The following is a 26,988-nucleotide window of genomic DNA, read 5'->3' on the forward strand; positions in this document are numbered from 1 at the left end:
GCAGAAACGCCGTCCCTGATCGCGATTTCTCGATCAGGGACGGCGGTGCCGGCGGTCATGCGGCCGGACGGGGTCGGAGGGCGTGCCGCGGCTCGGGCTGCGTGCCCTGCGCCCGGCGCGGCCGGCGGTTCGCGAGCCGGAAGTCACGCTTGGCGCGCTCCAAGCGGTACTCGGTCTCCGCCTTCATCGAATCGGGGGTGATCGGAATGGTCAACATGGTTTCCCTCCCTTCAGGCTTTCCGGCCGAACAGGTGGCTGATGGTCCGGCGGCTCCGGGTGCTCCGGGTCTGCCGGAAGTCGCGGCTGAGGCGCTCCCTGCGGTAGTCGACCTCGGCCTTGACCGATGCGTTCGTGTACATGTGTTCCTCCGTTGTCTGTGCCGGCTGCCTGCCGACAGAGGTAAATCTGCTCGTCTGAGGAGGACCCGCACATCGGAAGTCCTCCCTATCCCTGCGAGCCCTCCGGCCTTAGGGGGTCTTAGGGGGTCCTAGGACCCCGGAAACGACGCCGGAAACGACCCCGGAAACGACGCCGGAAACGCCCGGAAAACGACAGTGGCGCGGCCGGCTCCGGAGAGCCGGCCGCGCCGTGGGAAGGGGCTTCGGGGCGGTGATCGTGCGGTCACATCGCGGGACGGGCCCGCAGTTCGGGCGCGCAGGGCTGGGGCGGCTGCGGTGCACGCTTGCGCTGGAACCAGAACGGGCGCTGGAAGTCGCGGCGGATCCGGTCCTGGCGATACGCCATCTCCGCGCGTACCGCGTCGGTCGAGTAAGCGAACATGATCTCCTCCGGCTGCTGTCTGTCCGAGAACAGTGCGCGCCTGAGGCAGCCCCCCACATCAGCACAACTCCCTATGCCCCGGGCAACCAACTCCCTAGGCATCCCGGGCCGGGCTCTCAGGTCCGGTAAGTGAGGCTCAGTTCGTAGTGTTCGGGGTCGAGGAGTTCGTCGGCGTACTCGGCGAACTGGTCGGTCGCGGTCCAGCTGGTCCGGGTGGTGTGCAGGAACCAGGTGCCGTCGGGTCGGTCCAGGTGGCCGGCCTCGACGGGGGTGAGAGGGCGGCCGCGGAGGCGTTGTTCGCAGTGGTCGAGGTACAGGCCGGCGCGGTTCAGCGTGACGCTGATCGAGCCGTGGTCGAGGCCGCGCTCGGGTAGGTCGCGCAGCGACTCGAGCGCCGGGACCCGGCTCCGCTCGAGCGAGATCGCCGTACCGTCCGTGAGCTGCCGGACCCGCTCGATCGCCACCACCCGCGACGACTCCAGCCCGAGCCGGGCGGCCAGCGCGGGATCGTCCTCGAGCTCGATCCGGACCGTCCGCATCCGGGTCTCCACGCCCTGCTCCGACAGGGCGTGCGTCCACCCGAGCCGCCCGTCCAGCGGGCGCCCGTCGAACAGCACGTACGAGCCCTTGCCGGTGCGGGTCGCGATCAGCTCGTCGTCGGCGAGGACGGCGAGCGCCGCGCGGATCGTGTTCCGGCTGACCGAGAACCGTTTCGCCAGCTCGACCTCACCGGGCAGCTGGGTGCCGCGCCGGACGACCCCGGACTTGATCTCCCGCGCGAGCACCCGCGCGATCCGCTCGTGTTTGAGGGAGACCCGCCGGATCATCGCAACTGCTCCACGCTCACGATCTCGAGCATCGGGGCATACAGCCGCATGACGTCGATCGCCTTCGCGTGGTTCTCCGCGGTCGACCCGGCGCAGGCATCCTCGACCACCTGGACCCGGACGCCGGCGTCCACCGCGGAAAGCGCTGTACTGATCACGCAGCAGTCGGTCGACACCCCGGCCAGGACCAACCGCCCGTCCGCCTTCGCGGCCAGCTCCGGGCCCCAGGCGCCGAACGTGGTCTTGTCGAGAGTTGGAGCGCCCTTGAACTCGTCGACCAGCTGGTAGTCCTCGGAGTCCGGCGGCTGGAGCGCGAACGGAAACTCCTCGTAGTAGCCGATCCACGCGCCGGACGGACGTTCCGGCGCGACGAACCGGGTGAACACCACGTCGGGCGAGAAGATCCTGATCAGCTCGCGTGTCGGCTCCACGACCCGCCGGAAATCCGGGGCCGCCCAGCCGGACGCGGGGTCGGCGAAGATCCGCTGCAGGTCGATCAGGGCCAGCACCATCAGGCCTCCTGCCGCCGGACGGCGGGCCGCCCGCCGAACCACTGCACGACGAACCCGAGGACCAGCGCCACCAGGACGCCGAGGTTCGCGTACGCCCACGCGCCGTCCTTGCCGCCGAGGCCGAAGGCGCCGAGCAGGTAGCCCTGCCAGGTCAGCCACGACGCCAGCGTGTTCGTGACCAGTCCCCACCCGATGCCGGTGGCAACGAGCATCGTCGCCACGGGCAGCCGGCGGACGTCGCCGTACCGCCCGGCCGGACGGTACAGGTCCTCCTCGGCGTAGTCGCGCCGCCGGGACGCGATGTCGGCGAGCATGATCCCGCACCATGCCGCGATCGGGACGCCGAGCGTGATCAGGAAGCCCTGGAACTGGGCGAGGAACTCGCCGCCGTAGAACACCACGTAGATCGTCCCCGCGATCATCACGACACCGTCGATGAACGCCGCGACGTACCGCTTCACCGGCAGCCCGAGCGACAGCAGCGCCAGGCCCGACGAGTAGATGTCCAGGACCGCGCCGCCGACCAGCCCGAGCACCGCGACGATCACGAACGGCACCAGGAACCAGGTCGGCAGCGCCTCCGCCAGCGCCCCGATCGGGTCCGCCGCGATCGCCTTGCTCAGGTCCTCCGACGATCCCGCCAGCAGCAGACCGAACACCAGCAGCACGACGGGAGCCAGCGACCCGCCGAACGTCGTCCAGCCGACCACGCCACGACTCGACGACTGCCGCGGGAGGTACCGCGAGTAGTCCGCGGCGGCGTTCACCCAGCCGAGCCCGAAACCCGTCATCAGGAAGACCAGCGCGCCGATCACGGCCTGCGCCGACCCGCTCGGCAGCGCCGACACCGTGCTCCAGTGGATCTGGTCGGCGACGAGCGCGATGTAGACGATCGTCAGGACGCCGGTGACGACCGTGATGATCGTCTGCGCCCGCATGATCAGGTCGAACCCGAGGACGCCGCAGGCAACCGTCAGCAGACCGACCACGACCAGCGCGATCACCTTGGTCAGCGTCCCGCCGCCCCAGCCGAGCCGCTCGAAGACGGTGGCGGTGGCGAGCGTCGCGAGGATCGTCAGCACGGTCTCCCAGCCGACCGTCAGCAACCAGGAAACGAGTGACGGCAACTTGTTTCCGCGGATTCCGAACGCGGCCCGGCTGAGCACCATGGTCGGCGCCGAACCCCGTTTTCCGGCCAGCGCGATCAGCCCGCAGAGCAGGAACGAGAACACCACCCCGATCAGCCCGGCGACCACCGCCTGCCAGAACGAGATCCCGAACCCGAGCGCGAACGCGCCGTAGCTCAGGCCGAGCACCGACACGTTGGCCCCGAACCACGGCCAGAACAACTGACTCGGCCGGCCCTTGCGGTCGGCGTCCGCGATCACGTTCAACCCGTTGCTCTCCACCGCGAGCGCACGGGACTGCTGCACCTCGACCTGGTCGGTCATCTCGGCTCCTTCGATGGACCTGTTCAGTCCTGTTCAAACGACGGTAGGCCCGGCCGGCGGCATGGTCAACAATGGGGCCATGCTGAGCGAGGCAGTGGACGGGTTCAGGCTGGCTTACGACCGGATGGGCGAAGGTCCCGCGGTGGTGCTCCTGCACGGCTGGCCCGGTGACCGGACGGACTACCGGTTGCTGGCGCCGATGCTGGTCGAGCGCGGGCTCGAGGTGGTGGTGCCGGACCTGCGCGGGTTCGGTGCGACGATCGGGTTGTCGCCCGACGCCGCGCAGTACGGCATGGAGGCGCAGGCCCGCGGCGTCGTCGCGCTGGTGGAGGAACTCGGGCTCGATCGGCCGGTGCTCGCCGGGTACGACGTCGGCAGCCGGATCGCGCAGGGCATCGCCCGGAGCCGTCCCGACCTGGTGGAAGGGATGGTGGTCGCGCCGCCGCTGCCGGGGATCGGGAAGCGGGTGTTCTCCGAGCACGCGCAGGCCGAGTTCTGGTACCAGGCGTTCCACCGGCTGCCGGTGATCGAGGAGCTGATCGACGGCCGGGAGGACGCGGTCCGGTCCTATCTCACCCACTTCTGGACGCATTGGTCCGGGCCGAACTTCCAGCCGGACCTGGACCATCTGGTCTCGGTGTACTCGGCGCCGGGCGCGTTCACGGCGTCGCTCAACTGGTACCGGGCGGGCGCCGGGTCCGTGGCCGTGTCCGCGGCCGAAACCGCGCCGCCGTCGTACGACCGGATCGCCGTGCCGACCGTGGTGCTGTGGCCGGAGTTCGATCCGCTGTTCCCGCGGGCCTGGTCCGACCGGCTCGACGACTTCTTCAGCGACGTCCGGCTGCGTCTGGTCGACGGCGTCGGCCACTACGCGCCACTCGAGTACCCGGAGATCCTCGCGGAAGAGATTGTCGGACTGTAGGGCATGCCTGACGGCCCAGCGCCTACTGCGGGGCACTCGGCACGGCACCTCGCCGCACGGGTGCAAAGACCACGATGCTCCGCATCGAGACCTTCGCCCCCGCACGCCGATGCACCGCACCGAGCACCTCCTCGCGACGGCGCTGAGCCGTCAGGCATGCCCTAGGCTGACACCATGGCCGAGATCGAGCTGGGGATGCCGACCGTGCGGCCGGCGGTGGGTGCGTTGGCGAAGCTCGCCCCGCAGCCGGTCCGGTACCTGCTGAACTGGGGCCGGAAGTACTCGCTCTGGGTGTTCAACTTCGGGCTGGCGTGCTGCGCGATCGAGTTCATCGCGGCGTCGATGGGTCGGCACGACTTCATCCGGCTCGGCGTGATCCCGTTCGCGCCCGGTCCGCGGCAGGCCGACCTGATGGTCGTGTCGGGCACCGTCACCGACAAGATGGCGCCCGCGATCAAGCGGCTCTACGACCAGATGCCCGAGCCGAAGTACGTGATCTCGTTCGGCTCCTGCTCGAACTCCGGCGGCCCGTACTGGGACTCGTACTGCGTGACGAAGGGCGTCGACCAGATCATCCCGGTGGACGTGTACGTGCCCGGCTGCCCGCCGCGGCCGGAGGCGTTGCTGCAGGGCATCCTCAAACTCCAGGAGAAGATCGCCGGCGAGAACGTGACCTCGCGGTACGACGAGCCGTCGGCCGCGGCGTTGACGCGGGGGCTGGTGCAGCCTTGAGCGCGGACGCACTCCAGGCGCTCACGGGCGCCGGGATCGCCGCGACGGCGTCGGACAGCTTCGGGCCGACCGCGATCGACGTACCGCCGGAGGCGTGGGTCGCGGCGCACGAGATTCTGCGGGACGCGGTCGGGCTCACGTTCTTCGATTTCCTGAGCGCGTCCGACGAGCTCAAGGACGGATTCCGGGTGGTCACGCACCTCGCGGACTTCTGGGGCGGATCACACGTGGATCACGTGCTGGTGCGCACTCTGGTGCCGCGGGAAAACGCTGTACTTCCGACGCTGTCCGAGCTGTACGCCGGCGCGAACTGGCACGAGCGGGAGACGTACGAGATGTTCGGGATCGCCTTCGACGGGCATCCGAACCTGACCACGCTGCTGCTGCCGGACGAGTTCGAGGGGCACCCGCTGCGCAAGGAGTTCGTGCTCGCGTCGCGCGTCGCGAAGCCGTGGCCGGGCGCGAAGGAGCCGGGCGAGTCCGACCACGCCCCCGCCGGCGCCCCGAGCCGCCGCCGCACCCTCCCACCCGGCGTCCCCGACCCCGAGACCTGGGGCCCCCGCCCACCCGGGTCCCCCACCCCCGACCCCCTCGCCCCCGCCGAAGCCGCCGCCACCCCCGCCCGCCCCCGCCGCTCAGGCCCTCCCGGCGAACGCCGCACCCGCCGCCAAACCCCCACCACACCCACACCGCCCACCCCGACAACACCGACCGACCCGGCCGCATCTACCGCGCCGGCCGACCCCGCCGCATCCGCGGGTCCGGCCGACGCCGCCGCATCCGCGGGTCCGGCCGACGCCGCCGCATCCGCGGGTCCGGCCGACGCCGCCGCATCCGCGGGCCCGGCCGACGCCGCCGCATCCGCGGGCCCGGCCGACGCCGCCGCATCCGCGGGCCCAGCCAGCCCGACCGCACCGGCTGACCCGGCTGACCCGACCGGCCCGGCCGGCCCGACCGGCCCGACCGGCCCGACTGGCTCGGCTGACTCGGCTGACTCGGCCGGTGAGGTGCCTCGGGAGGCCGGGGATGGCGACGGGGCGTCGCCTGGGTCCTCGTGATTCCTTCGGCTGAGGTGTTGGCGCGGTACACGCTCGAACGGCAGCATCCGCTCACCCGGACCTGGGTGGACGACGCGCGTCGGCTCGCGATCCTGACCGAGGAGCACGCAGCCCTCGACATCCTGCTGGCCGAGGACCTGGACATCGCCGCCCAGCGCGCCCAGCGCCTGGCGCCCGGCAAACCCGCCGAGTCGATGCTCAACCGCTGGGTTGCCATAGGCAACGACCTGCACGCGATGTTCAGCATGCGCTTCGAGAACCTCGACCCGGCGAAACCGTTCGTCGACGCCACCCCGATGACCCGCTCACCGGAACCTCCGGACCTCCCCGCCCTGGCCGCGGCCGCCCAGGAGCACTACGGCATCCACCACCCGCTGTACGTCCGCCTCTGGAGCGCAGCCCCCGCCGTCGCCGGCACCACCCCCGACCGCCGCTTCCTCGCCGCCCCGATCCACGAACTCCGCCCGTACGACGTACCACCCGGCCTCGCGCTCCGCCCGGCGAAGACCGTCGAGCACTACGACGAGGCGCGCCGCGCGTACGCCGCCGTCGACGCCGACCACCCGAGCCACGCGGAGCAGGCAGCCCTCCAGGACCGCGACGACCTGCAGGAGTCAGCGGACGAGGGCCTGCTGTACGACGTCACGGTGAACGACGAGTGGGCCGGGTACGCCGCCGCGGTGATCAAGCCCGACGACGCCCTCGGCCTTCCGGCGTACGTCGTCCGCGAACTGATCCTCGCCCCCGAACACCGCGGCCACAACTACGGCCCGCACCTGAGCACCCTCCTCGCCCAGGCCCTCCCCGACCCCACCCGCATCCTCATCGGCACCATCCACCACGCCAACCAAGCCGCCCGCACCGCCGCCCTCACCGCCGGCCGCCACGACGTAGGCGGCTGGCTTCAGCTCCCTCTGGGCGGGGTGTAGTAGAAGACCTCTTCGCGGGTGATTCGGCCGGATTCGACCGTGCAGAGGGAGAGTTTGGTGGTTCGGGAGCGGGTGCCGGTGCGGACGTTCAGTTGGTCGAAGGTGAAGCGGACCGCGAAGTGGTCGTCGAGAAGGAGGGGGCCCAGGACGTCGACGTTGAGGTATTCGATGTCGGCGTTCAGGCGGCGGGCGTTCTCGAGGATGGCGTCGGTGCCTTTGATCTCGGTCTCCTCGCCGCCGGTCTCGAGGGGTGCGACGCGGACGACCTCGGGGGCGGTGAGGGCGAGGGCCTGGTCGAGGCGGCCGGTGGTCAGCGCGTCGACGTACTGCCTGCCGACCTCGGCCGTGGACAGGACGCGGAACTCGCCGGCGTGTTCGTCGGCCCACTCGGCGAACGTGAGGGCCGGGCGACCGGTGAGCTCGGTGACGGTCGTGGTGACGGGCTCGGGGTTGTCGACGAGCGAGGCCCAGTAGGCGACCGAGCTGTCGGCGAGGATCGGGTCGGCGCCGAGGTCGAGCATCGCCTGCCGCGCGTCCGCGTCGGACAGCGCCTCGACCCGCATCTCCTTACCGGTGGCCCGCGCGATGGTACGGATCTGCTCTGCCTGGGTCAGGACCTCGGGGCCGGTCAGGCCGTAGATCCGGCCGATGTGCCGGTCGTCCAGGAATGCGAGTACGGCGACCGCGGCGATGTCGCGCTCGTGGATCAACGACCGGCCGGCCTCGGGCGACGCGACCCGGACGACATCACCTGTGCGGAACTCGGTGGCCCAGCTCTGCGCGTTGACCGCGAACCCGCCCGGTCGCACGAACGTCCACTCCTTGCCGGCATCCCGCAGCAGCCGCTCGACATCGGCCCACACGCCGCCGGACGGCGCGCTCAACGAGGACAGGTAGACGACACGCCGCGGCAGTTCGCCGATCACCGCCGCGGCCCCTTCGGCGCTGAACGACGGCCAGAGCAGGAAGGCAGCGTCCACGTCGGCCGCGGCCCGGCGTACGGCGGTGGGGTCGTAGATGTCGCCCTGGATCAGTTCGACGTCCGGCGGGAAACCGGCGAGGTCCGGCGTCCGGACGAGGGCCCGGACGGTGACGCCCGCGGCGCGCAACCCGTCGACGACATGGCGGCCGACGCGGCCGGTGGCTCCGGTGACAAGAATCGTGGTCATGCGACCCACCCTCGGACCTGAACGATGGTTGAGGTCAAGTCGGACGCACTAGGCTGACAGGCATGCTGGAGTTCGTGGTGCGGGTGGTGGGCGTCCTGGTCGCCTTCCTGGTGGCGCCCTTGCTGGTCGGGCAGGCCGAGCACAAGGTGATGGCGCACATGCAGTCGCGGCTCGGCCCGATGTACGCCGGCGGCTTCCACGGCTGGGCGCAGCTGGTCGCGGACGGGGTGAAGTTCGTCCAGAAGGAGAGCGTGGTCCCGGCCGCCGCCGACAAGCGGGTGTTCGAGTGGGCGCCGATCGTCGCGATCCTGCCGTACCTGGCCGCGCTCGCCGCGATCCCGCTCGCACCGGGCCTGGTCGGCGCCGACCTCGACTCCGGCCTGTTCTTCGTGCTCGCGGTGATGAGCATCGGCGTCCTCGGATCGCTGATGGCCGGCTGGGGCAGCGGCAACAAGTACAGCCTGCTCGGCGGCCTCCGGGTCGCGGCGCAGCTGATGAGCTACGAGCTGCCGTTCGTCCTGTCCGCGGCGAGTGTCGCGGTCGCCGCCGGATCGTTGAGCCTGACCGCGATCGGCCACGCCTGGAATCCGTGGTGGCTACTCTGGCAGCTGCCCGGTCTGGTGGTGTTCTTCATCGCCGGTCTGGCCGAGCTGCAGCGGCCGCCGTTCGACATGCCGGTCGCGGACTCCGAGGTGATCTTCGGCCCGTACACGGAGTACACCGGGCTGAGGTTCGCGATGTTCCTGCTCGCCGAGTACGCCGGGATCGTCGTCCTCGCGGCGCTCACGACGGTGCTGTTCCTCGGCGGCTGGAGCGGGCCGGGGCCGGAGTCGATCGGCTGGATCTGGGCGCTGCTGAAGATCGCGCTCGTGTCGGTCGTGGTGATCTGGGTGCGGGTCTCGTTCCCGCGGATGCGCGCCGACCAGCTGCAGAAGCTGGCCTGGCAGGGCCTGGTGCCGGTGGCGCTGCTGCAGCTCGCGCTGACAGGCGTCGGCGTCGTGCTGTTCTGAGGCGGACCTGCAGCACTCACCAACCGCCCTCTCGGCCGGTCCTCGGCGGTCGGTTGAGCGTGGCCGTCGGTGAGCCGCGGCGGTTGGTGAGTGCCCGGGGTCCGCTAGGGCGTCGCAAGTGCCTCGGTCGGGGACAGGCGCGATGCGCGAACAGCCGGATACAGGCCCGCCAGGCCGCCGATCACTAGCGTCGCCAGCACCCCGCCGGCCAGTGCCCAGACCGGGATCACCGTCAGCCAGTTCTGGTACGACGCGTAGGCGGCGGTGACCGCGGATCCGAGGATCGCGCCGCCGACGCCGCCGAGCGCGGACAGCAGCAGGGACTCGGTCAGGAACTGGGTCCGGATCTGGCCGCGGGTCGCCCCGAGTGAACGGCGCAGACCGATCTCGGCGCGGCGTTCGAGCACCGAGATCACCATGATGTTCGCGACCCCGACGCCGCCGACCAGCAGCGCGACGGCGCCCAGCCCGAGCAGGAGTCCGGTGAACGCCTGACCGGCGGCCTGCTTCGCGGCGAGCGCGTCGGACGGGCGTGATACCTCGACCTCGTTCGGCGCCTCCGGGTTGGCCGTTGCCCCGAGCACCGATCGGACCGCGGGCACCTGGGCGTCGTCCGACCGGGTGTAGATCGTGGTCGGGTGCCCGTCGAAGGACAGGTCGCCCGCCGCCGGCCAGCCCATCAGCGCGGCACTGTCCAGCTCCGGTGCGAGCGCGGCCGGTTCGAGGATGCCGAGCACGGTGAACCAGGTGTTGCCGATCAGCACCTGGGTGTCCGGCCCGGCCCTGGTGATGCCGAGCCGATCCGCCGCGGCGGCGCCGAGGACGGTCGCCGGGTACGAGCCGGTGGCGGCGTCGATCCACTTGCCGCTGCGGATCGTGGCGCCGATGGTGTCGAGCAGGTTCGTCCGGGCGGCGTACGCGATGATGCCGTTGGTCTCGACGTCGGGGATCTTGTTCGTCCGGTACACCGACGTGTCGTCGACCTTGCCGATCGCGGACTCGGCGCGGACCGGCGGGATCCGGCGGACCATGGACTCGGCCGCGAGCGGCAGCTGGGCCTGCTCACCGGTCAGCCGGGTGCCCGGCGTGACCGTCAGCAGGTTGGTGCCCAGGGCATCGAGCTGGCCGTCGAGCTCGGCCCGCGAGGACGACGAGATGCCGACCACGGCGACCATCGCCGCGATCCCGATCGCGATCCCGAGGGCGGACAGGAACGCCCGCATCGGCCGGGTCCGCAACCCGACCGCCCCGACCCGCACCACGTCCCGCAGCCCCAGCGCCGCGGGCCTCAGTTCCCGGCCACTTTGTGCACGACGTCCGTGCTTTTCGTCGGAACTCTTGCGGATCTGGTGCACAAAGTCGTCGTTCATGCGTGCACCTCCTCGACGATGTGGCCGTCGCGCATGCGGATCTGGCGGGGGAGGGCGGCGGCGATGTCGCGGTCGTGGGTGATGACGACGACCGTGGTACCGGCGGCGTGCAGGTCGCGCAGGAGCTCCATCACGCCGGCACCCGACGCGGAGTCCAGCGCACCGGTCGGCTCGTCGGCCAGCAGTACGGCGGGTTCGCCGGCGACGGCCCGGGCGACGGCGACCCGTTGACGCTCGCCTCCGGACAGTTCGTGCGGCTCGTGGTCGAGGCGGTGCGCGAGCCCCACCCGTTCCAGCGCGGCCGCCGCCCGCTTGCGCCGTACCGACAGCCGGAGGCCGGAGTAGAGCAGCCCGTCGGCGACGTTGTCGACCGCGCGGACGCCGGCGGCGAGGTGGAACTGCTGGAAGACGAACCCGATCCGGGTCGCCCGCAGCGCGGACAACCCGGCGTCGGACAACCGCGCCACGTCGTACCGGTCGATCCGGACCGTGCCGGACGTCGGCCGGTCGAGTGTGCCGAGCACGTTCAGCATCGTCGACTTGCCGGAGCCTGACGGGCCGACGATCGCGACCAGCTCGCCGCGGTCGATCCGCACGCTGACGCCGCCGAGCGCGTGCACGCCGCCCGGATACACCTTGGTCACCTCGGTCAGCTCGATCACTTCGGGATCCCCACCGTGGTGCCGGCGGTGATACCGGCGCCGCTGATCTCGACCTGGCCGCTCGCGAACAAGCCGGTCTTCACCGGCACGTACCGCGACGTCGTCCCGTCCGTGACCTCGACGCCGAACCCGCCCTCCCGGAGCGCGACCAGCGCGGCGACCGGGACGGTCAGGACGTTCTTGCGCTCCGACGCGGTGAACGTGACGTCGACCGCCGCGGACGACCACGCGGCCACCGCTTTCTGGTCGGCGACGGCGACGATCACCTCGACCTTGGTCTCCGGATCCTTGTCCGGGCTTTCCGCCGGGATGATCACCGTGGAAACTTTCTGGATCTTTCCGGCGACCGACTTTCCGTCCGGTAGCCCGACGGTGACCGCGGCGGTGCGCGTGGCGAGCCGCTGGTCGGCCGCGTCGAGCTGGACCGTGACGGCCCGGGTGGTGCCGGTGTAGGTGAGCACCGGCTGGTTCGGGCCGAGCGGCGAACCCTCCTCGGCCTGCACGCTGTCCACCCGCAGGTGACCGGGCGCGAACAGCACGCTGCCGAGCTCGACGACCCCGGTCTCGTCCCGCCCGAGATCCTCCTGCCACTCCTCGACCGCGTCGGCGGTCGCGTCGGTGTACTCGTCGTCGACCGTGAACCCGGTGTAGCCCATCGCCTTCAGGTTCTGCTCGAGCTGCAGGACGTCGGTCCCTTCGCTCCCGACCGCCAGCCTGCGGTACGCCGGGAGCGCGCCGTACAGCAACGTGGTCGGCACGTTGTCGATGCTGTAGACGGTGTTGCCGCGCCGGAGTTCCTGCCCGCTGTCAGGTACGGCGGTGACCGTGCCGGCGACCCGGTTGACCGCGGCGGACGACGTCCCGAAGCCGAGCCGGCCGTCTTCGGTCTCGGTGTCCTTCAGGGTCTGCTGGGTGACCTTGGTGGTGTTGATCGGTACGGCCTGCGCGGCCGGTTTCGGTGCCTGGCCGGCGTCGCCCCGGTTCACCAGGAAAACGCTGGCGGCGCCCCCTGCGGCCAGGACGACGACGGCCGTGAGTGCCTTGCGCATCAGCGCGCCGCCAGAATGCTCTGGCAGGCGTCCTGCGCTTTCTGGAAGTCCGGGTCGTCGGCCACGCCCGGGCCGATCATGATCCCGCGCTGGTCCGGCTTCGGGTCCGGGAACTTCTCGACGCCGTTCTTGCGCATGCACTCGGCGTACTTCCGGCCGTTCTCCTGCTGCTGCGGGTTCGCGCTGCCCTGTGCCTGCGGGTCGTACTGCCGGCACGCCTCCATGGCCTGCTGGACCTTCTCCTGGGTGACCCCGGAGTTCTTGTCGAACTTCAGCATCGGCCCCTTGCCCGGCTCCGGGTCCGGCACGTTCAGGCCGTTCTCCCGCAGGCACTGGGTGAACTTGACCGCCATCTCGTCGCGGCTGAGACCGGCCGGCGCGCTGCTCGGCGCCGTCGACTGCTGCGCTCCGGTCCCGGAGGCGACCTGGGCGTCGGGCTCGTCGGCCCCGCACCCGGTCAGGATCAGGCCGGCCGCCAGGACGGAAACAGCGAGAATGGTGTTGCGCATCATTGCTCCTCTCGTTTCCGGAAACCTTTCTCGGCGGCCCGTTTCCGGGCCGTTTCCGAGTCCGGAAACGCGGCGGAAACAGGGCCGTCGGGGATCATGGGGTGCGTGCGGGTACTGGTGGTCGAGGACGAGCCGTTGCTGGCGGCAGCGATCGCGGAATGGCTGCGCGACGAGTCACATGCCGTCGACGTGGCCGGGGACGGCGGCGCGGCGCAGGAACGGCTGGCGGTGAACGCGTACGACGTCCTGGTGCTGGACCGCGACATCCCGGTCGTCCACGGCGACGAGGTGTGCCGGCAGTTGGTCGCGTCCGGTTCGGACACGCGGGTGCTGATGCTGACCGCGGCGGCCGCGGTGACGGACCGGGTGGAAGGGCTCGGGCTGGGCGCCGACGACTACCTGACCAAGCCGTTCGCGTTCGCCGAGCTGGCCGCGCGGGTGCTCGCGCTCGGGCGACGCAGCCGCCCGGCCGATCCGCCGGTCCTGCGGCGGGCCGGCGTCACGCTGGACCCGGCCCGGCACGAGGTGTTCCGCGACGGCCGGTACGTGCCGTTGTCGAAGAAGGAATTCGCTGTCCTCGCGGAGCTGCTGCGCGCCGACGGTGCGACCGTGTCGGCCGAACAACTGCTGGAGAAGGCATGGGACGAGCACGTGGATCCGTTCACCGGAGCCGTACGACTGACGATCCTGAAGCTGCGCCGGAAACTGGGCGAGCCCGGACTGGTCGAGACCGTCACCGGCGTCGGCTACCGAATCCCGTGAAGAATCCCTTGAAGCACCTGTCGCTGCGCGGCCGGCTGACACTGCTCTACGGCGGACTGTTCATGGCCGCCGGCGTCGTGCTGCTCGGAGTCACGTACGCGCTGTTCACCGCGAACCTCGGGCAGCAGTACCGGGTGATCGTGAAGGGGACGTACCTGAGCCCGTCCCCGGGCGCCGGCAGGCCCGCGCCACCGCCCAACGACGTCTACGTGATGAACAAGGACGGCGCCGTACTGACCGGCGCGGATGCGGAACGCGTGCTGGAACAGCAGCGGGAGCAGGTCCGGCAGGCGGCGATCAAATCCCTGCTGACCCAGGGCGGCGTCGCCCTGATCGCGGTCGGAGCGCTGGCGGCCGGGTTCGGATGGCTGGTGGCCGGGCGGGTGCTCGCGCCCCTGCACCGGGTCACCGACACGGCACGCCGGATCGCCGCGTCACCGGCCGCATTGCACGAGCGGATCGCGCTGCAGGGCCCCGACGACGAGGTCAAGAACCTGGCGGACGCGTTCGACACGATGGTCGAGCGGCTGGACCACTCGTTCGACGGCCAGCGGCGATTCGTCGCCAACGCGTCGCACGAGCTGCGGACGCCGTTGACGCTCGGGCGCGCTCTGGTCGAGGTCGCGATGCACCGGCGGACGGCGTCCCCGGACGTGAAGGAACTGGGCGAGAGCCTGCTGACGATCAACGCCCGGCACGAGCAGCTGATCGAAGGACTGCTGATCCTGGCCGACTCGGAGAAGCAGCTGACGACGGTCTACCCGGTGAATCTCGCGGACGTGGTGACGCACGTGACCGCCCAGCTCACCGGCGAGGCGGCCGCGGCCGGCGTCGAACTGATCCGAGGTCCCGGCGACGCACCGACGCGGGGCGACGCACTCCTGCTCGAACGGGTCGTCCACAACCTGGTCGAGAACGGCATCCGGCACAACGTGCCCGGCGACGAGCAATGGGTCCGGGTGATCAGCAAGCACTCCGGCGACCAGGTGCGAGTCACCGTGACGAACACCGGCCCCGAGATCCCGCCGTACGAGGTCGAGAGCCTGTTCAAGCCCTTCTACCGCCTCGGCGCCGAGCGGCTGGTCGGTGGGAAGGGCGCCGGCCTGGGCCTGTCGATCGTCCGGTCGGTCGCCGAGGCGCACGGCGGGACCGTTACCGCCACACCCCGCGCCGGAGGCGGGCTGGAAATTACTGTGGTGCTGCCTGTCGATCCGGGCTGAGGCCGTTCGTGTAGAGGCGAGAAGGAGGAGACGATGAATCAGTACCTGCTGAGCATCTACCAGCCCGACGGTCCGGCTCCGGCGCCTGAGGTGCTCGACCCGATCCTGCGGGAGTTGCAGCACCTGAACGAGGAGATGCAGGCCGCCGGTGTGTGGGTGTTCGCGGCCGGCCTGCATCCGCCGGAGACGGCGACGGTGCTGAAGGCGACCGGCGACGAGGTGCTGGTCACCGACGGGCCGTTCACCGAGGGCAAGGAGCATCTCGGTGGTTTCACGGTCATCGAGGTCGAGGATCTGGACGCGGCGCTGCACTGGGCCCGGCGACTGGCCGGGGTGCTCCGCAACCTGTCGGTCGAGGTCAGGCCGTTCCAGTCGTGACACCGGACCTCGCTGCGATCTTCAGGGCCGAGCACGGGCGGGCGGTGGCTGTCCTCACCCGCGTGTTCGGTGACCTGGAGATCGCCGAGGACGCCGTCCAGGACGCGTTCGCGACGGCGGTGGAGAAGTGGCCGGTGACCGGCGTACCGCCGAGCCCGGCCGGGTGGATCATCACGACCGCGCGCAACCGCGCGATCGACCGGCTTCGCCGTGAGGCCGCGCGGTCCGGCAAGCACGCCGAGGCGGCGCCGTTGCAGGCCGAGTCCGAGCCAGTGGAGGAGGGCGCTGTGCACGACGACCGGCTGCGGCTCATCTTCACCTGCTGCCACCCGGCGCTCGCCCTGAACGTCCGTGTCGCGCTCACGCTGCGGATGCTCGGCGGCCTCACCACCGCCGAGATCGCCCACGCTTTCCTGGTGCCCGAGCCGACCATGGCGCAACGCCTGGTCCGCGCGAAGGCGAAGATCCGCGCCGCCGGCATCCCGTACCGCGTGCCGTACGAGGCGGATCTGCCCGGGCGCGTCCGCGGCGTCCTCGCCGTCGTCTACCTGATCTTCAACGAGGGGTACGCCGCTTCGTCCGGCGACACCCTGGCCCGCGACGAGCTCGCCGTCGAGGCGATCCGGCTGGGGCGGTTGCTGGTCGACCTGATGCCCGACGAGCCCGAAGCCGTCGGCCTGCTCGCGCTGATGCTGCTCCAGCACTCCCGCCGCCCGGCTCGCGTAGCGCCGGACAGCACGCTGGTCCGCCTCCGCGACCAGGACCGCGGCTTGTGGGACCGCGCGCTGATCGAGGAAGGCCATGCGCTCGTACGGCGATGCCTGCGCCGCAACCAGCCCGGTCCGTACCAGCTCCAGGCCGCGATCAACGCCGTCCATGCCGACGCCGCGACACCCGAGGCCACCGACTGGGCCCAGATCCTCCAGCTCTACGACCACCTGCTCGCTCTGGATCCCACGCCCGTCGTGGCCCTCAACCGAGCCGTCGCGGTCGCCGAAGTCGACGGCCCCGCCGACGCCCTCGCACTTGTCGACGCCTTGAGCCTCGACACCTACTACCTCTTCCACGCGATCCGCGCCGACCTCCTCACCCAGCTGGACCGCACCTCCGAGGCCCGGGCCGCCTACGAGTCCGCCCTGGCGCTCACCTCCAACGAAGCCGAGCAGAACTTCCTCCGGACCCGGATGAGATAGCCCCGCCGGCCCGGTGCACCTTCGGTAGGGTCCCGAGGGTGTTCGAGTTGATCTGTGAGGTGGAGCCTCCGACGCGGCCGGACCTGAAGAAGGTGCGGCACCAGATCGGGGTGATGAGCCCGATCGCGGACGGGTTCCTGATCCCGGACAACCACATCGGGCGGGCGACCGTGTCGAGTGTCGCGGTGGCCAACGAGGTGCAGCTGATGGGCGCGCGCGGAATCGCCTGCCTCAACTCGAGGGACCGGAATCTGCTCGGTTTCCGGCGCGACCTGCTGACCGCGGCGGCGTACGGCGTAGAACGTTTTCTGTTCGTCCACGGTGACGACCCGGCGGAGGGTGCGCGCACCAGTCAGTTGACGGTCCGGCGGATGATCGAGCAGACCCGGGGGACGACGTACCCCGGTGTCGGCCCGTTCCAGGTCGGAGCGGCCACACGCCTGTCGAAGGTGCCAGGGTGGAAGGCCGAGGCCGACTTCCTGTTCGTCCAGGTCAGCTACGACCTCGACGAGCTGCTGCGCTGGCGCGAGTCGGTCGCCCTCGACATCCCGGTGTACGCCGGGGTGATGGTGCTCGCCTCCGCCCGGATGGCCCGCAACCTGGCGGCCCTGCCCCAGCTCACGATCCCGGCGGAGCTGGTCGAGGCGGTGGAGCGGGACCGGGACGCCGGGGTGGACCACGCCTGCGAGCAGATCCTGAAGATCCGTGACTCCGGGGCCTTCGAGGGCGTTCACCTGATACCGGTCAGCCGGTACCGGCAGGTCGCCGCCCGCCTCGAACGCGAGCTGTAGAGGTCATCCGGAGGCGCAGATCGGCTAATGTCCTGCTAAGAGACGGGAGGTGGAGCGTGGGACTGCCTGGTAAGGGCCTGGTCGAGGGGTTGAAGGTCACCGCGAGGACCCTGGCCCGTCGTTCCGTCACCGAGCAGTACCCGGACGTCCTGCCGGAGTTGCCGCCGCGCAGCCGCGGCGTGATCGCGCTGATGGAGGAGAACTGCACCTCCTGCATGCTGTGCGCCCGCGAGTGCCCGAGCTGGTGCATCTACATCGACTCGCACACCGAGACCGCGCCGTCGGTCGGTGAGCAGGCCCGGGAGCGCAGCCGGAACGTGCTGGACCGGTTCGCGATCGACTTCAGCCTCTGCATGTACTGCGGGATCTGTATCGAGGCCTGCCCGTTCGACGCGCTGTTCTGGTCGCCGGAGTTCGAGTACGCCGAGACCGACATCCGCAACCTGACCCACGAGAAGGACCGCCTCCGCGACTGGATGTGGACGGTGCCGGCGCCGCAGCCCGTCGACCCCGGTCCGGACTCCGGGGACGACGCGTGACCACAGTCCTGTTCTCCGTCGCCGGCGCGGTGGCGGTGGTGGCGGCCGTGCTGGTGGTGGTCTCCCGCCGGATCGTGCACGCCGCGCTCTGGCTGGTGCTCGCGCTCGGCGCGGTGGCCGGCTGCTTCGGCGCGCTGCGGGCCGAGTTCGTCGCGCTGGTCCAGATCCTCGTCTACGTCGGCGCGATCGTCGTCCTGGTCCTGTTCGCGCTGATGCTCACCAAGGCGCCGACCAACCCGCTGCCGGAGCTCACCACCGGGCGCAGCCCGTTCGCGGCCGTCGTCGCCGCCGTGCTCGCGCTGGTCCTCGGCACCGGCGTTGTCCTTGCCTTCGGCAACGAGAAGATCAAGCCGGTGACCGACGGCTCGGCCACCGGCATCGGTACGCAGGTGTTCCGGAACTGGGTGCTCCCGTTCGAGGTCCTCTCGGTGCTGCTGCTGGCGGCGCTGATCGGTGCGATCGCGCTGTCGCAGCGCAAGAAGGAGGACTGACGGTGCCGCTGATCCTCCCGCTGCTGCTGGCCGTCGTCCTGTTCTGCATCGGCGTGTACGGCGTCCTCGCGCGCCGCAACGTGATCACGATGCTGATGTCGTTCGAGCTGATGCTGAACGCGGTCAACCTGAACCTGGTCGCCTTCGACGCCTGGCGGGTGGACGAGGCCACCGGCCAGACGCTCGCGATCTTCGTGATCACCCTGGCCGCGGCGGAGATCGGTCTCGGCCTGGCGATCGTGCTGCTGCTGTTCCGCGGCCACGGCCACGTCGACGCCGACGCGGCCCGTGACCTGGTGGAGCGACCATGATCGCGACGGCCTGGCGCGTCACCGGCGTCGCCTTCTCGCTGCTGATCCTGCTGTTCGCCGCCTTGCTGTACGGCGCCACGCCTGATCAGTTCGCGTTCCTCGACTCCCAGGTCGGCGAGCTGACCATCGGCTTCGCGGTCCGCACCGACGACCTGACGGTCCTGATGCTCGCGGTGGTCGGCGTGATCGCGACCTGCGTCCAGGTCTACTCGCTCGGGTACCTGCACCAGCGCCCGGCGTCGTACCACGCGCTGGTCACCTTGTTCACCGCGGCGATGGTGACGGTCGTGGTCTCGGACAGCCTGTTCTTCCTGCTGATCGGCTGGGAAGTGATGGGCGCCTGCTCGTACCTGCTGATCGGCCACTACTGGGAACGCCGCGACGCCCGCTCGGGGGCGGTGAAGGCGTTCCTGATGACCCGGTTCGCCGACGTCGGGTTCCTGTTCGGCATCTTCGTGCTCGGTGTCGGGGCGGGCACGTTCCGGATTTCCGAACTCGATCCGGCGCGGATTTCCGCCGGGGTGCTGACGACCGGCACGCTGCTGCTCCTGGTCGGGGTCGTCGGCAAGTCGGCGCAGGTCCCGCTGCAGACCTGGCTCCCGGACGCGATGCCCGGCCCGAGCCCGGTCAGCGCCCTGATCCACGCCGCCACGATGGTCGCCGCCGGCGTTTTCCTGATCGCCCGCCTGTACGACGTCTTCGCCGCGTCCGGGACCACGCTCACCGTGCTCGCGATCGTCGCGTGCGTGACGATGCTCTTCGCCGCGCTCTGCGCGTCCGCCGCGGTCGAGGTGAAGCGCGTCCTCGCCTGGTCGACGGTGAGCCAGCTCGCGATCATGTTCTCCGCGCTGTCGCTCGGCACCGAGGACGGCCGGCACGCCGCGCTCTTCCACCTCGTCACGCACGCCGCGTTCAAGGGCCTGCTGTTCCTCTGCGCGGGCGTGCTGCTGCACCAGGTCGGCAGCGCGGCCCTCGTCGTCCTGCGCCGGTACACGCGTCGCGGAAAGTCGCGGAAAGCGCTGCAGGTCACCTTCCTGACCATGACCGTCGGTCTCGCGGCGCTGGCCGGCGTCCCGGGGTTCGCCGGATTCTTCTCCAAGGACGCGGTGATCGAAGCGGCCTGGGAGCAGGCCCACGACGGGTCGGTCGTCGGCTGGCTCGTGCTGGTCTCCGTCTGCCTGACCGCGGCGCTGACCGCCTTCTACTGCGTGCGGCTGTGGCTGTGGACCTTCTTCCGTACTCCGGCGCTGGCCGGCGGCATCGGTGCGTTCGAGGACGGCGACGCGGCGGCCGACCTCGACGAGCCCGACACCTCCAAGCTCCGCGACGCGCCGTGGGTGATGCTGGCGCCGCTCGTCCTGCTCGCGATCGCCTCGATCGTGCTCGGGTACGCCGACGGCCTGCACCTCAACTGGGCCATCGGGCTGATCTCGACCGCGCTCGTCCTGCTCGGCGCGCTCCCGGCGTACTCGCTGTGGCGGCGCGGGGCGGATCCGCGGCCGGTGGTGTTCGAGCGTGAGTTCGGCGTCGACCCGGCGTACCACGGCCTGGTCGTCGTGCCCGTCCGCCGGCTGGCCCGCCTGACCGTGGCGGGGGACCGCGACGTCATCGGGGCGTACGTACGCGCGGCCGGCCGGGCCGGGACGCTGGCGTCGCAGGGGTTCCGGCGGCTGCAGACCGGGAACGTGCAGACCTACCTGACCGCGGCGGTGATCGGCGCGGTCGCCCTGGCCGTGCTGGCGGGGGTGATCGGCTCGTGAACGCGATCCTGCTCGCGATCCTGGTCCTGCCGGTGCTGGCCGCGGGAGCGTTGTGGTCGATCCCGGCCGCGATCGCGGACCGGCTCGCGGCGGCGTACGGGTCGGTGATCTCCGGGCTCGTACTGGTCGGCGCGCTGATCCTCTGGCCGCGGACCGGCGGCTGGTTCGCCTACGCGCCCGCGCAGGAGCAGTTGCCCGGCGACGCCGTCCGGCCGCTCGACGCGGTGATCGACGTACCGTGGATCCCGTCGCTCGGCGTCCGGTTCCACATCGGCGTCGACTCGATCTCGGTGCCGCTGATCGTGCTGACCGCGCTGCTGACCTTCCTGTGCTGCCTGTACTCACTGAAGATCACGCCGCGGATCGGCCGGACCCGCTCCCTGATCGCGCTGCTGCTGGTCATCGAGACCGGCGTGATCGGGACGTTCTCGGCGATGGACCTGGTGCTGTTCTTCGTCTGCTTCGAGATCGTGCTGATCCCGATGTGGCTGGTCATCGACATCTGGGGCGACCACCACGACCCGGCCGGACGGAAACGCGCCGCGACCACGTTCGTGCTGATGACCGTGTTCGGTTCCGCGCTGATGCTGCTCGGTTTCCTGCTGGTGCAGCGGGTGACGGGGACGTTCGACATCGTCGCGCTGACCAACTCGCCGGTCGCCGGCGGGCACGGGATCCCGCTGGTGGCCGCCGTGCTGATCGCGGTCGGGCTGGCGGTGAAGGTGCCGCTGTGGCCGCTGCACATCTGGCTGCCGGACGCGCACGCGAAGGCGCCGACGGTGGGCTCGGTGCTGCTGGCCGGTGTCCTGCTGAAGCTCGGGACGTACGGCCTGATCCGGATCCTGGTCCCGGTGCTGCCGGACGCGACGGCCACGATCGCGCCGTACCTCGGGGCGTTCTCGACCGTGGCGATCGTCGCGGGATCGCTGGCCTGTCTCGCGCAGACCGACGTGAAGCGGCTGATCGCGTACTCGAGCGTCGGGCACATGGGCTTCATCGGGCTCGGGATCGCGACCATGTCCCCGGCCGGCCTGCGCGGCGCCCTGTTCGCGAACATCGCGCACGGGCTGATCACCGGGCTGCTGTTCTTCCTCGCCGGTGCGATCAAGGACCGGCACGACACCAGCGACCTGCGCGCGATCGGACGGGCGCTGTACGCCCGGTTGCCGCGGATCGCCGCGCTGCTGACGTTCGCCTGTCTCGCGTCGCTCGGGCTGCCCGGGCTGGCCGGGTTCTGGGGCGAGATGCTGGTGCTGCTCGGCGCCTACGACCCCGCCGCCTGGTTGCCGCGGACAACGTTCCTGGTGTTCATGGTGATCGCCGGACTCGGCACGGTGCTGACCGCCGCGTACTTCCTGCGGCTGGTCCGCAACCTGTGCCAGGGCGACCCGGCCGAGAACCCGCCGGCCGCCTTCGCGGTCGACCTCAGCGGGATCGAGCTGATCACCTGGGCGCCGCTGGTCACGCTGACCGTGCTGCTCGGCGTCTGGCCCGGCCTCCTCCTGCAGCAGTGGAGTGTCCTGTGACGCTGACCTGGACCGATTGGCAGGCGATCGCCGTACCGCTGGTGCTGGCGATCGGCGCCGTCGCCGTACTGCTGGTCGACAGCTTCTGGAAGAGCGCCTCGGCCGAGCTGCGGCACACCGTCGTGACGTTGCTGACCAGCGCCGTGATCCTGTTCGGGCTCGTGTTCGCGTGGGCGCAGCGGGACGACTTCAAGCCCGCGTTCTGCCGCCCGGCGGTCGAGGGGCCGGCGCAGTGCAGCCTGGTCTTCGAACCGTTGACGGCCGGGCTGTGGGCGGTGCTGCTGATCGGCGGGCTCGGCGTCGTCGGACTGTCGGCGTACGGTCTGCTGGCGGCGGACGTGCCGATCGGGGAGTACCACTTCCTGCTGCTGAGCGCGCTCACCGGCGCGACGGTGCTGGCCGGCGCCAGGGACTTGGCGACGCTCGTGATCGCGCTCGAGGTGGTGTCGCTGCCGAGCTTCGCGATGGTCGGGCTGCGGCGGGACCGGCGCGGCTCCGAGGGCGCGATGAAGGCCTTCCTCGTGTCGGTGCTGTCGACGGCCGTGATGCTCTTCGGCATCTCCTACGTGTACGGCGTGACCGGTTCGCTGTACCTGTCGACCATCGCGAACCGGTTGAGCGGGCTGGATCCCGACCTCGCCCGGGTGGCGTTCGCGGCCGGGCTGTTCGTGATCGTCGGGTTCGCGTTCAAGATCGCGGCGGTGCCGTTCCACGCCTGGCTCCCGGACACGTATGTCGGCGCGCCCGTGGAGGTCACGACGTTCCTCGCGGTGGTGTCGAAGTCGGCCGGTGTCGCCGGACTCCTGGTGCTGGTGACGTCCGGGATCGCGCCGGACGGCTCGCAGCTGCGGACCGTGATCGCGATCCTCGCCGCGGTCACGATGACGGTCGGGAACCTGGCCGCGCTGCGTCAGGTCGAGGCGGTGCGGCTGCTCGCCTGGTCGTCGATCGGCCAGGTCGGCTTCCTGCTCGCGCCGTTGGCCGTCGACGACGCGCAGGCCGTCGTCGGGTATCTCGCCGCGTACGTCGTCGTCACGCTCGGCGCGTTCGGAGCGGTCGCCGTCGTGCAGCGCCACCGGCCCGGCGGTCTGCTCACGGACTACCGCGGCATGGTCCGCTCGGAGCCAGGCCTGGCCGCCGCGCTGATCTTCTTCCTGGTCGTCCTGGCCGGACTCCCGCCCGGTCTCGCGGGCCTGTTCACCAAGTTCGCCGCCTTCCAGGCCGTGATCGACGGCCACCTCGGCTGGCTCGCGATCGTGATGGCGGTCAACGTCATGATCGGCCTGGCCGTCTACCTGCGCTGGATCGCCGAACTCTTCCGCCTGCCCGCCGACGACCCGTTCTCGGTGGACATCGAGACCCCTGCGGTCACGATGATCTCGCTCTGCACCGCGGTGGCGGCCGTCCTCTCCGTGCTGCCCAGCATCATGTTCGCGCTTGCGACCTGACGAAGTCCTCGTACTGGGACCAGACGCGGCGCCACAATGCATCGCGGTCGGCGTCGGAGTAGTGCGGGAGCGGCAGGCGGAAAACGTCCGCCAGCGCGGTGAAGTAGTCGGCGCGGGTCTCGAGCAGGGTGGTGTCGACGCGGTCGGAAAACGTTTCGCTCAGCCCGACGGAACGCAGTACGACAACGGATTCCGGTGTCCGGCGGAACGCGGAGGCGAGCCGGACGAACGGGGACGCCGGGTCGGCGGACAGTTCCGCGTGCTGTGCCGCGAAGGCGTGCAGTGTGACGGGCGCCGACTCGAAGTCCATGCCGATCAGGCTCGCGCGCGGATCGTGGTCGAGCCGCCAGCCGTCGGTCTTCTCCGACGGCCGCAGCCGCAGCGTGAACGGATACTGCTCGGCCTCGCCGGTCTCCAGCGGCATCGGGTGGCGCAGACCGTCGCCGAGCCCGGCGTCGACGAGCCACCAGCGCTCCGGGTCCTCGACGAGTCCGCTGACGGTCAGCACCAGGTGGCTGCCGTCGATGTCCCCGGGCCGATTGACGGTCTGCACGCCGCCGCGGTGCATCCGCACGGTGTACCCGAGCTCGGTCAGCAGCAGCGCGAAGGTCCCGTTCAGCTGGAAGCAGTACCCGCCGGTCTCCCGCGCGACGATCCGCCTCGCCACGTCCTCCGGCTCGAGCGGGCCGCCGGGCATGAGCTGGTACTGCACGGTCTCGTACGGCACCTGGTCCACGAACGCCGCGTGCAACTCCCGCAACGCCTCCAGCCGCGGCGGGCCGTCGTACCCGCCGATCCCGATCCGCCGCAGCAGAGCCCTGGTGTCCATGCGCCTTAGGCTAGGCGAGGTGATCACCGTCCTCGACCGGAATTCCGCGCTCGCGATCGCCGACGAACTCGGCGAGGTGTATGCGGCGGCCTTCGGCGCGCCCGGGTACGACGAGTCGGCGGACGGCACGATGTTCGCGACCGAGATGCTGCCGAAGCACTCGGCCCGCGACGACTTCAAGCTGGTCGCCGCGGACCAGGACGGCCGCGTCGTCGGGCTCGCGTACGGGTTCACCGGACACCGCGGGCAATGGTGGGCGGACCGGGTCGCGGACGCGGCCGGCCCGGAACTCGCCGCGGAATGGATCGGCGGGCACTTCGAGGTCGTCGAGCTCGCCGTCCTCCCGGCGTTCCAGCGCCGGGGGATCGGGGCCGCGTTGATGCAGGAGTTGATGCTTGGGCTGCACAACTCACGAGCCCTGCTGACGACGTACGCCGACGACCGTCCGGCGCCGCGGCTGTACCGGCGGCTGGGCTGGCGGCTGCTCGTTCCTGACCTCGGCTGGGGCTCCGCGCTCTACGGGATGGACAGAGGTGTGCCCGTCGGCTCATGACCTGGCAGGGTATGAGCCATGACCTCTGAGCGGATCTATGTCGGGAGCTACACGAGTCAGGCCGGCGGCGGGGACGGGATCGCGTTCGGGCCGCTGGACGGGATCGAGACGGCGGCGACGGTCGCCGACCCGTCGTTCCTGGTCAGGTCCGCGGACGGGCGGTTCCTCTACGCCACCAACGAGGAGACGGACGGCAAGGTCTCCGCGTTCGCGATCGGCGCGGACGGAGCGCTCGAGCTGCTCAATCAGCAGTCGACCGGTGGCATGCACCCGTGCCACCTGGACATCGACCCGTCCGGCCGCTTCCTGCTCTCGGCCAACTACACGTCGGGATCCGTCGCCGTGCACCCGCTGCAGGAGGACGGCTCGCTCGGCGAGCGGGCCTACTTCGTGCAGCGTTCCGGGACCGGGCCGAACGCCGAGCGCCAGGAAGGCCCGCACGCGCACCAGATCGCGTTCGACCGGGCCGGTGCGTACGTGTTCGACGTCGACCTCGGATCCGACACGGTCTACTCGTCGACGCTCCGCGAGGACGGTGCGCTGCAGGAGGTCGACCGGCTGCGGATCCACCCGGGCGCGGGACCGCGGCACCTGGTGTTCCACCCGGCGGCGGGCGCGGCGTACGTGATCAACGAGCTCGACTCGACGCTGACCGTTTGCAGCTACGCCGACGGGAAGCTGACGATCGTGCAGACCGTGTCCACCCGGCCGGCCGACTCGCCCGGTGAGAACTTCCCGGCCGAGCTGCTGATCTCCGCCGACGGCCGGTTCCTGTACGGGTCGAACCGCGGCGACAACACCGTCGCGGTCTTCGCGATCGCGGCCGACGGGCTGAGCGTGGAGCTGGTGCAGACGATCGCGTCCGGCGGCGACTGGCCGCGGCACCTGGCCTTCGGAAACGACGGGAACACGCTGTACGCCGCGAACGAGCGGTCCGACCAGATCGCGACCTTCAGCATCGCCGACGGCCGGCTCACCCAGGTGGGCGAGCCGGCCGCTTGGCCGAAGCCGGTGTGCGTGCTGCCGGTGTAGGCCCTGTCTGGACCTAGACGAGCTTCTCGAAGAAGAACTCGTGCTTGAGGAAGGACACGTCGTACTCGTGCCCCGGGTACGGCGGGTTCAGCTGGGCCGCCTGGAACAGGCGCCAGCCGTCCTTGAGCGCGTCCAGCCCGGTCTCGTACGGCGGTACGTCGCTGTCACCCGTCGTCGGGTGCGTCTCGCCCGTGCCGTCGTACACCGACCAGCCGACCACGCGCGCGTCCAGCGCCGAGGAGGCCAGGTACAGGACCAGCACCTGCTGGCGAAGGCCCGTCTGCTGCGGCGTCTCTGCGGTGGCGGTCATACCATTTCCTTCTTTCCGGTGGCGTGCGGGTTGTTGGCGCGGTCGGCCACCACGCGCTGCGGGCGGTTCGAGACGCGGGTGACCCAGTAGTTCGGGTCGTAGGTGTCGTCGCCGCTGATCGCGCGCCACAGCATGATGCGGTTGTACCGCTCCAGCCGGCCGGTGGCGTTCTCGTACCAGGGGAAGTTCTGCTCCAGCTCGGCCGCGACCTGGTCGTCGTACAGGTCCTCGACGTTCCAGAGCCGGACCTGGCGGACGGTCGGGTTGAACCGGATCTTGAACATGTAGCGGTCGATGTCGCTGTCGTTCTTGCGGCCGCCGTGCCAGATGCCGTGGTGCAGGAACTGGACGGTGCCGGCCGGGCAGACCAGGCGGGTCTGGCCGAGCAGGTTCTGGTAGCGGCCGGTGTCGGACTCGTTGGTCCGGCGCAGGTGGCTGCCGGGGACGCTGAGCGTGCCGCCCATCTCCAGCGTCACGTCCTGCGGGTAGTACATGAGCTGGACGTCGAAGGCGTCGGTGCGGACGTCGATGATCGCGTCACCGTGCAGGTTCTGCGCCTCGCCCTCGTGGGCCTTACGGATGTGGACCGCGTGGTGGTCGACGGTCGGCTCCGGGCCGACCAGGCTGTGGATCGCGCCGGCCACCTCGGGCAGCTGCACCAGGCGCTGGACGAAGTCGCTGTCCACGAACGCCTCCGACAGCGGGGTGCCGTACGGGACACCCGGGATGCCGGCCTTCAGGACCTCGATCGCCTGCTGGTTCATCTCGTCCGGCACGACGGCGTCCATCCGGAGCGCGCCGGTGGCCACGAAATGCGCCATCTGTACCGAGGTGAGCAGGTGCTTGCGATGCGGATGGGGCATGG

Annotated in this window: 31 protein-coding genes and 1 pseudogene; 18 read left to right on the forward strand and 14 right to left on the reverse strand. The window is 70.7% G+C overall.

The annotated features are described in order from the left end of the window. Window positions 1-55 precede the first annotated feature (55 nt). The 6 genes from ABZW60_RS29500 to ABZW60_RS29525 all read right to left on the reverse strand — a co-directional run bounded on the left by ABZW60_RS29500 (window position 56) and on the right by ABZW60_RS29525 (window position 3,570). Complete coding sequence (locus ABZW60_RS29500) at window positions 56-217, reverse strand: hypothetical protein (RefSeq protein WP_355482279.1); 162 nt, start codon at window positions 215-217, stop codon at window positions 56-58. A 13-nt stretch (window positions 218-230) separates the two neighbouring features. Next, the gene (locus ABZW60_RS29505) at window positions 231-359 is read right to left on the reverse strand and encodes a hypothetical protein (RefSeq protein ID WP_355482281.1); all 129 of its coding nucleotides are present in this window, start codon (window positions 357-359) and stop codon (window positions 231-233) included. Between the two features lie 262 nt (window positions 360-621). Continuing rightward, complete coding sequence (locus ABZW60_RS29510; RefSeq protein WP_355482282.1) at window positions 622-780, reverse strand: hypothetical protein; 159 nt, start codon at window positions 778-780, stop codon at window positions 622-624. A 116-nt stretch (window positions 781-896) separates the two neighbouring features. Beyond that, window positions 897-1,607, reverse strand: coding sequence for a GntR family transcriptional regulator (locus ABZW60_RS29515; RefSeq protein WP_355482284.1), 711 nt, complete (start codon window positions 1,605-1,607; stop codon window positions 897-899). Further along, on the reverse strand, window positions 1,604-2,119 hold the full coding sequence (locus ABZW60_RS29520; RefSeq protein WP_355482286.1) for a cysteine hydrolase: 516 nt from the start codon (window positions 2,117-2,119) through the stop codon (window positions 1,604-1,606). Before ABZW60_RS29520 ends, ABZW60_RS29515 begins: the two co-directional genes overlap by 4 nt. Further along, window positions 2,119-3,570, reverse strand: coding sequence for a cytosine permease (locus tag ABZW60_RS29525; RefSeq protein ID WP_355482288.1), 1,452 nt, complete (start codon window positions 3,568-3,570; stop codon window positions 2,119-2,121). Before ABZW60_RS29525 ends, ABZW60_RS29520 begins: the two co-directional genes overlap by 1 nt. Window positions 3,571-3,649: 79 nt before the next feature. Here ABZW60_RS29525 and ABZW60_RS29530 point away from each other — a divergent pair, with 79 nt between their 5' ends. The 4 genes from ABZW60_RS29530 to ABZW60_RS29545 all read left to right on the forward strand — a co-directional run bounded on the left by ABZW60_RS29530 (window position 3,650) and on the right by ABZW60_RS29545 (window position 7,211). After that, on the forward strand, window positions 3,650-4,492 hold the full coding sequence (locus ABZW60_RS29530; RefSeq protein WP_355482290.1) for an alpha/beta hydrolase: 843 nt from the start codon (window positions 3,650-3,652) through the stop codon (window positions 4,490-4,492). Between the two features lie 174 nt (window positions 4,493-4,666). Further along, window positions 4,667-5,224: an NADH-quinone oxidoreductase subunit B family protein gene (locus tag ABZW60_RS29535; protein ID WP_355482292.1), complete on the forward strand. Its 558-nt coding sequence runs from the start codon at window positions 4,667-4,669 to the stop codon at window positions 5,222-5,224. After that, window positions 5,221-6,282, forward strand: coding sequence for an NADH-quinone oxidoreductase subunit C (locus tag ABZW60_RS29540; RefSeq protein WP_355482294.1), 1,062 nt, complete (start codon window positions 5,221-5,223; stop codon window positions 6,280-6,282). The genes ABZW60_RS29535 and ABZW60_RS29540 overlap by 4 nt, the downstream gene beginning before the upstream one ends. A 17-nt stretch (window positions 6,283-6,299) precedes the next feature. After that, the gene (locus tag ABZW60_RS29545; RefSeq protein WP_355482296.1) at window positions 6,300-7,211 is read left to right on the forward strand and encodes a GNAT family N-acetyltransferase; all 912 of its coding nucleotides are present in this window, start codon (window positions 6,300-6,302) and stop codon (window positions 7,209-7,211) included. Here ABZW60_RS29545 and ABZW60_RS29550 read toward each other — a convergent pair. Continuing rightward, a complete protein-coding gene (locus tag ABZW60_RS29550; RefSeq protein WP_355482298.1) occupies window positions 7,187-8,380 on the reverse strand; it encodes an NAD(P)H-binding protein in 1,194 nt (397 codons plus the stop codon). The genes ABZW60_RS29545 and ABZW60_RS29550 overlap by 25 nt on opposite strands. Window positions 8,381-8,442: 62 nt before the next feature. Between ABZW60_RS29550 and ABZW60_RS29555 the strand changes: the two genes are divergently transcribed. After that, a complete protein-coding gene (locus ABZW60_RS29555) occupies window positions 8,443-9,390 on the forward strand; it encodes a complex I subunit 1 family protein (protein WP_355482300.1) in 948 nt (315 codons plus the stop codon). Window positions 9,391-9,494: 104 nt separating this feature from the next. Here the strand turns inward: ABZW60_RS29555 and ABZW60_RS29560 are convergent, their stop codons facing one another. Genes ABZW60_RS29560 through ABZW60_RS29575 form a run of 4 tightly spaced genes read right to left on the reverse strand, consistent with a single transcriptional unit; the run spans window position 9,495 to window position 12,980 of the window. Beyond that, window positions 9,495-10,760, reverse strand: coding sequence for an ABC transporter permease (locus tag ABZW60_RS29560; protein ID WP_355482302.1), 1,266 nt, complete (start codon window positions 10,758-10,760; stop codon window positions 9,495-9,497). Beyond that, complete coding sequence (locus ABZW60_RS29565) at window positions 10,757-11,422, reverse strand: ABC transporter ATP-binding protein (RefSeq protein ID WP_355482304.1); 666 nt, start codon at window positions 11,420-11,422, stop codon at window positions 10,757-10,759. The genes ABZW60_RS29560 and ABZW60_RS29565 overlap by 4 nt, the downstream gene beginning before the upstream one ends. Next, on the reverse strand, window positions 11,419-12,471 hold the full coding sequence (locus tag ABZW60_RS29570) for a peptidoglycan-binding domain-containing protein (protein ID WP_355482306.1): 1,053 nt from the start codon (window positions 12,469-12,471) through the stop codon (window positions 11,419-11,421). The genes ABZW60_RS29565 and ABZW60_RS29570 overlap by 4 nt, the downstream gene beginning before the upstream one ends. Beyond that, a complete protein-coding gene (locus ABZW60_RS29575) occupies window positions 12,471-12,980 on the reverse strand; it encodes a hypothetical protein (protein ID WP_355482308.1) in 510 nt (169 codons plus the stop codon). Before ABZW60_RS29575 ends, ABZW60_RS29570 begins: the two co-directional genes overlap by 1 nt. Window positions 12,981-13,085: 105 nt before the next feature. Between ABZW60_RS29575 and ABZW60_RS29580 the strand changes: the two genes are divergently transcribed. The 11 genes and pseudogenes from ABZW60_RS29580 (at window position 13,086) to ABZW60_RS29630 (ending at window position 23,399) form a co-directional block, all read left to right on the forward strand. Next, window positions 13,086-13,742 (forward strand): response regulator transcription factor, encoded by a 657-nt coding sequence (locus ABZW60_RS29580; protein ID WP_355482310.1) that lies wholly within the window; start codon window positions 13,086-13,088, stop codon window positions 13,740-13,742. Further along, window positions 13,739-14,962, forward strand: a complete 1,224-nt coding sequence (locus ABZW60_RS29585; RefSeq protein WP_355482312.1) for a HAMP domain-containing sensor histidine kinase — start codon at window positions 13,739-13,741, stop codon at window positions 14,960-14,962. Before ABZW60_RS29580 ends, ABZW60_RS29585 begins: the two co-directional genes overlap by 4 nt. 33 nt (window positions 14,963-14,995) lie before the next feature. Beyond that, window positions 14,996-15,340, forward strand: coding sequence for a YciI family protein (locus ABZW60_RS29590; RefSeq protein ID WP_355482314.1), 345 nt, complete (start codon window positions 14,996-14,998; stop codon window positions 15,338-15,340). Further along, a complete protein-coding gene (locus ABZW60_RS29595; protein ID WP_355482316.1) occupies window positions 15,337-16,533 on the forward strand; it encodes an RNA polymerase sigma factor in 1,197 nt (398 codons plus the stop codon). The genes ABZW60_RS29590 and ABZW60_RS29595 overlap by 4 nt, the downstream gene beginning before the upstream one ends. Window positions 16,534-16,571: 38 nt before the next feature. Then, window positions 16,572-17,324, forward strand: coding sequence for a methylenetetrahydrofolate reductase (locus ABZW60_RS29600; protein ID WP_355482318.1), 753 nt, complete (start codon window positions 16,572-16,574; stop codon window positions 17,322-17,324). Window positions 17,325-17,515: 191 nt separating this feature from the next. Further along, window positions 17,516-17,737, forward strand: a pseudogene (locus tag ABZW60_RS29605) (4Fe-4S binding protein); the annotation flags it as partial. 122 nt (window positions 17,738-17,859) lie between these two features. Next, complete coding sequence (locus tag ABZW60_RS29610; protein ID WP_355482320.1) at window positions 17,860-18,354, forward strand: NADH-quinone oxidoreductase subunit J; 495 nt, start codon at window positions 17,860-17,862, stop codon at window positions 18,352-18,354. A gap of 2 nt (window positions 18,355-18,356) precedes the next feature. After that, window positions 18,357-18,665 carry an NADH-quinone oxidoreductase subunit NuoK gene (gene nuoK, locus ABZW60_RS29615; protein WP_355482322.1) on the forward strand — a complete coding sequence of 103 codons (309 nt, stop codon included), beginning with the start codon at window positions 18,357-18,359 and terminating at the stop codon, window positions 18,663-18,665. After that, window positions 18,662-20,425, forward strand: coding sequence for an NADH-quinone oxidoreductase subunit L (locus ABZW60_RS29620; protein WP_355482324.1), 1,764 nt, complete (start codon window positions 18,662-18,664; stop codon window positions 20,423-20,425). Before nuoK ends, ABZW60_RS29620 begins: the two co-directional genes overlap by 4 nt. Then, window positions 20,422-21,951, forward strand: coding sequence for an NADH-quinone oxidoreductase subunit M (locus ABZW60_RS29625; RefSeq protein ID WP_355482326.1), 1,530 nt, complete (start codon window positions 20,422-20,424; stop codon window positions 21,949-21,951). The genes ABZW60_RS29620 and ABZW60_RS29625 overlap by 4 nt, the downstream gene beginning before the upstream one ends. Further along, entirely contained in the window at window positions 21,948-23,399 is a 1,452-nt protein-coding gene (locus ABZW60_RS29630) for an NADH-quinone oxidoreductase subunit N (RefSeq protein WP_355482328.1), read from the forward strand. The genes ABZW60_RS29625 and ABZW60_RS29630 overlap by 4 nt, the downstream gene beginning before the upstream one ends. On the opposite strand, the gene ABZW60_RS29635 is transcribed toward ABZW60_RS29630, so the two are convergent. Then, window positions 23,377-24,228 (reverse strand): arylamine N-acetyltransferase, encoded by an 852-nt coding sequence (locus ABZW60_RS29635; RefSeq protein ID WP_355482330.1) that lies wholly within the window; start codon window positions 24,226-24,228, stop codon window positions 23,377-23,379. The genes ABZW60_RS29630 and ABZW60_RS29635 overlap by 23 nt on opposite strands. Before the next feature lie 19 nt (window positions 24,229-24,247). Here ABZW60_RS29635 and ABZW60_RS29640 point away from each other — a divergent pair, with 19 nt between their 5' ends. Further along, window positions 24,248-24,781 (forward strand): GNAT family N-acetyltransferase, encoded by a 534-nt coding sequence (locus ABZW60_RS29640; protein WP_355482332.1) that lies wholly within the window; start codon window positions 24,248-24,250, stop codon window positions 24,779-24,781. 18 nt (window positions 24,782-24,799) lie between these two features. After that, window positions 24,800-25,813 (forward strand): lactonase family protein, encoded by a 1,014-nt coding sequence (locus ABZW60_RS29645; RefSeq protein ID WP_355482334.1) that lies wholly within the window; start codon window positions 24,800-24,802, stop codon window positions 25,811-25,813. 13 nt (window positions 25,814-25,826) lie between these two features. On the opposite strand, the gene ABZW60_RS29650 is transcribed toward ABZW60_RS29645, so the two are convergent. Together ABZW60_RS29650 and ABZW60_RS29655 are read right to left on the reverse strand one after the other, a co-directional pair. Next, the gene (locus ABZW60_RS29650) at window positions 25,827-26,123 is read right to left on the reverse strand and encodes a hypothetical protein (protein WP_355482336.1); all 297 of its coding nucleotides are present in this window, start codon (window positions 26,121-26,123) and stop codon (window positions 25,827-25,829) included. After that, window positions 26,120-26,986, reverse strand: a complete 867-nt coding sequence (locus tag ABZW60_RS29655) for a phytanoyl-CoA dioxygenase family protein (RefSeq protein WP_355482338.1) — start codon at window positions 26,984-26,986, stop codon at window positions 26,120-26,122. Before ABZW60_RS29655 ends, ABZW60_RS29650 begins: the two co-directional genes overlap by 4 nt. Window positions 26,987-26,988 lie beyond the last annotated feature (2 nt).

The sequence above is a fragment of the Kribbella sp. NPDC003557 genome, from assembly GCF_040610805.1.
Lineage (GTDB): Bacteria > Actinomycetota > Actinomycetes > Propionibacteriales > Kribbellaceae > Kribbella.

Excerpts from the sequence above, each read along its gene's own strand:
- ABZW60_RS29500 (WP_355482279.1), bottom strand. The coding sequence starts at position 217 with ATGTTGACCATTCCGATCACCCCCGATTCGATGAAGGCGGAGACCGAG.
- ABZW60_RS29505 (WP_355482281.1), bottom strand. The coding sequence starts at position 359 with ATGTACACGAACGCATCGGTCAAGGCCGAGGTCGACTACCGCAGGGAG.
- ABZW60_RS29510 (WP_355482282.1), bottom strand. The coding sequence starts at position 780 with ATGTTCGCTTACTCGACCGACGCGGTACGCGCGGAGATGGCGTATCGC.
- ABZW60_RS29515 (WP_355482284.1), bottom strand. The coding sequence starts at position 1,607 with ATGATCCGGCGGGTCTCCCTCAAACACGAGCGGATCGCGCGGGTGCTC.
- ABZW60_RS29520 (WP_355482286.1), bottom strand. The coding sequence starts at position 2,119 with ATGGTGCTGGCCCTGATCGACCTGCAGCGGATCTTCGCCGACCCCGCG.
- ABZW60_RS29525 (WP_355482288.1), bottom strand. The coding sequence starts at position 3,570 with ATGACCGACCAGGTCGAGGTGCAGCAGTCCCGTGCGCTCGCGGTGGAG.
- ABZW60_RS29530 (WP_355482290.1), top strand. The coding sequence starts at position 3,650 with ATGCTGAGCGAGGCAGTGGACGGGTTCAGGCTGGCTTACGACCGGATG.
- ABZW60_RS29535 (WP_355482292.1), top strand. The coding sequence starts at position 4,667 with ATGGCCGAGATCGAGCTGGGGATGCCGACCGTGCGGCCGGCGGTGGGT.
- ABZW60_RS29550 (WP_355482298.1), bottom strand. The coding sequence starts at position 8,380 with ATGACCACGATTCTTGTCACCGGAGCCACCGGCCGCGTCGGCCGCCAT.
- ABZW60_RS29555 (WP_355482300.1), top strand. The coding sequence starts at position 8,443 with ATGCTGGAGTTCGTGGTGCGGGTGGTGGGCGTCCTGGTCGCCTTCCTG.
- ABZW60_RS29560 (WP_355482302.1), bottom strand. The coding sequence starts at position 10,760 with ATGAACGACGACTTTGTGCACCAGATCCGCAAGAGTTCCGACGAAAAG.
- ABZW60_RS29570 (WP_355482306.1), bottom strand. The coding sequence starts at position 12,471 with ATGCGCAAGGCACTCACGGCCGTCGTCGTCCTGGCCGCAGGGGGCGCC.
- ABZW60_RS29575 (WP_355482308.1), bottom strand. The coding sequence starts at position 12,980 with ATGCGCAACACCATTCTCGCTGTTTCCGTCCTGGCGGCCGGCCTGATC.
- ABZW60_RS29590 (WP_355482314.1), top strand. The coding sequence starts at position 14,996 with ATGAATCAGTACCTGCTGAGCATCTACCAGCCCGACGGTCCGGCTCCG.
- ABZW60_RS29620 (WP_355482324.1), top strand. The coding sequence starts at position 18,662 with ATGATCGCGACGGCCTGGCGCGTCACCGGCGTCGCCTTCTCGCTGCTG.
- ABZW60_RS29635 (WP_355482330.1), bottom strand. The coding sequence starts at position 24,228 with ATGGACACCAGGGCTCTGCTGCGGCGGATCGGGATCGGCGGGTACGAC.
- ABZW60_RS29645 (WP_355482334.1), top strand. The coding sequence starts at position 24,800 with ATGACCTCTGAGCGGATCTATGTCGGGAGCTACACGAGTCAGGCCGGC.
- ABZW60_RS29650 (WP_355482336.1), bottom strand. The coding sequence starts at position 26,123 with ATGACCGCCACCGCAGAGACGCCGCAGCAGACGGGCCTTCGCCAGCAG.
- ABZW60_RS29655 (WP_355482338.1), bottom strand. The coding sequence starts at position 26,986 with ATGCCCCATCCGCATCGCAAGCACCTGCTCACCTCGGTACAGATGGCG.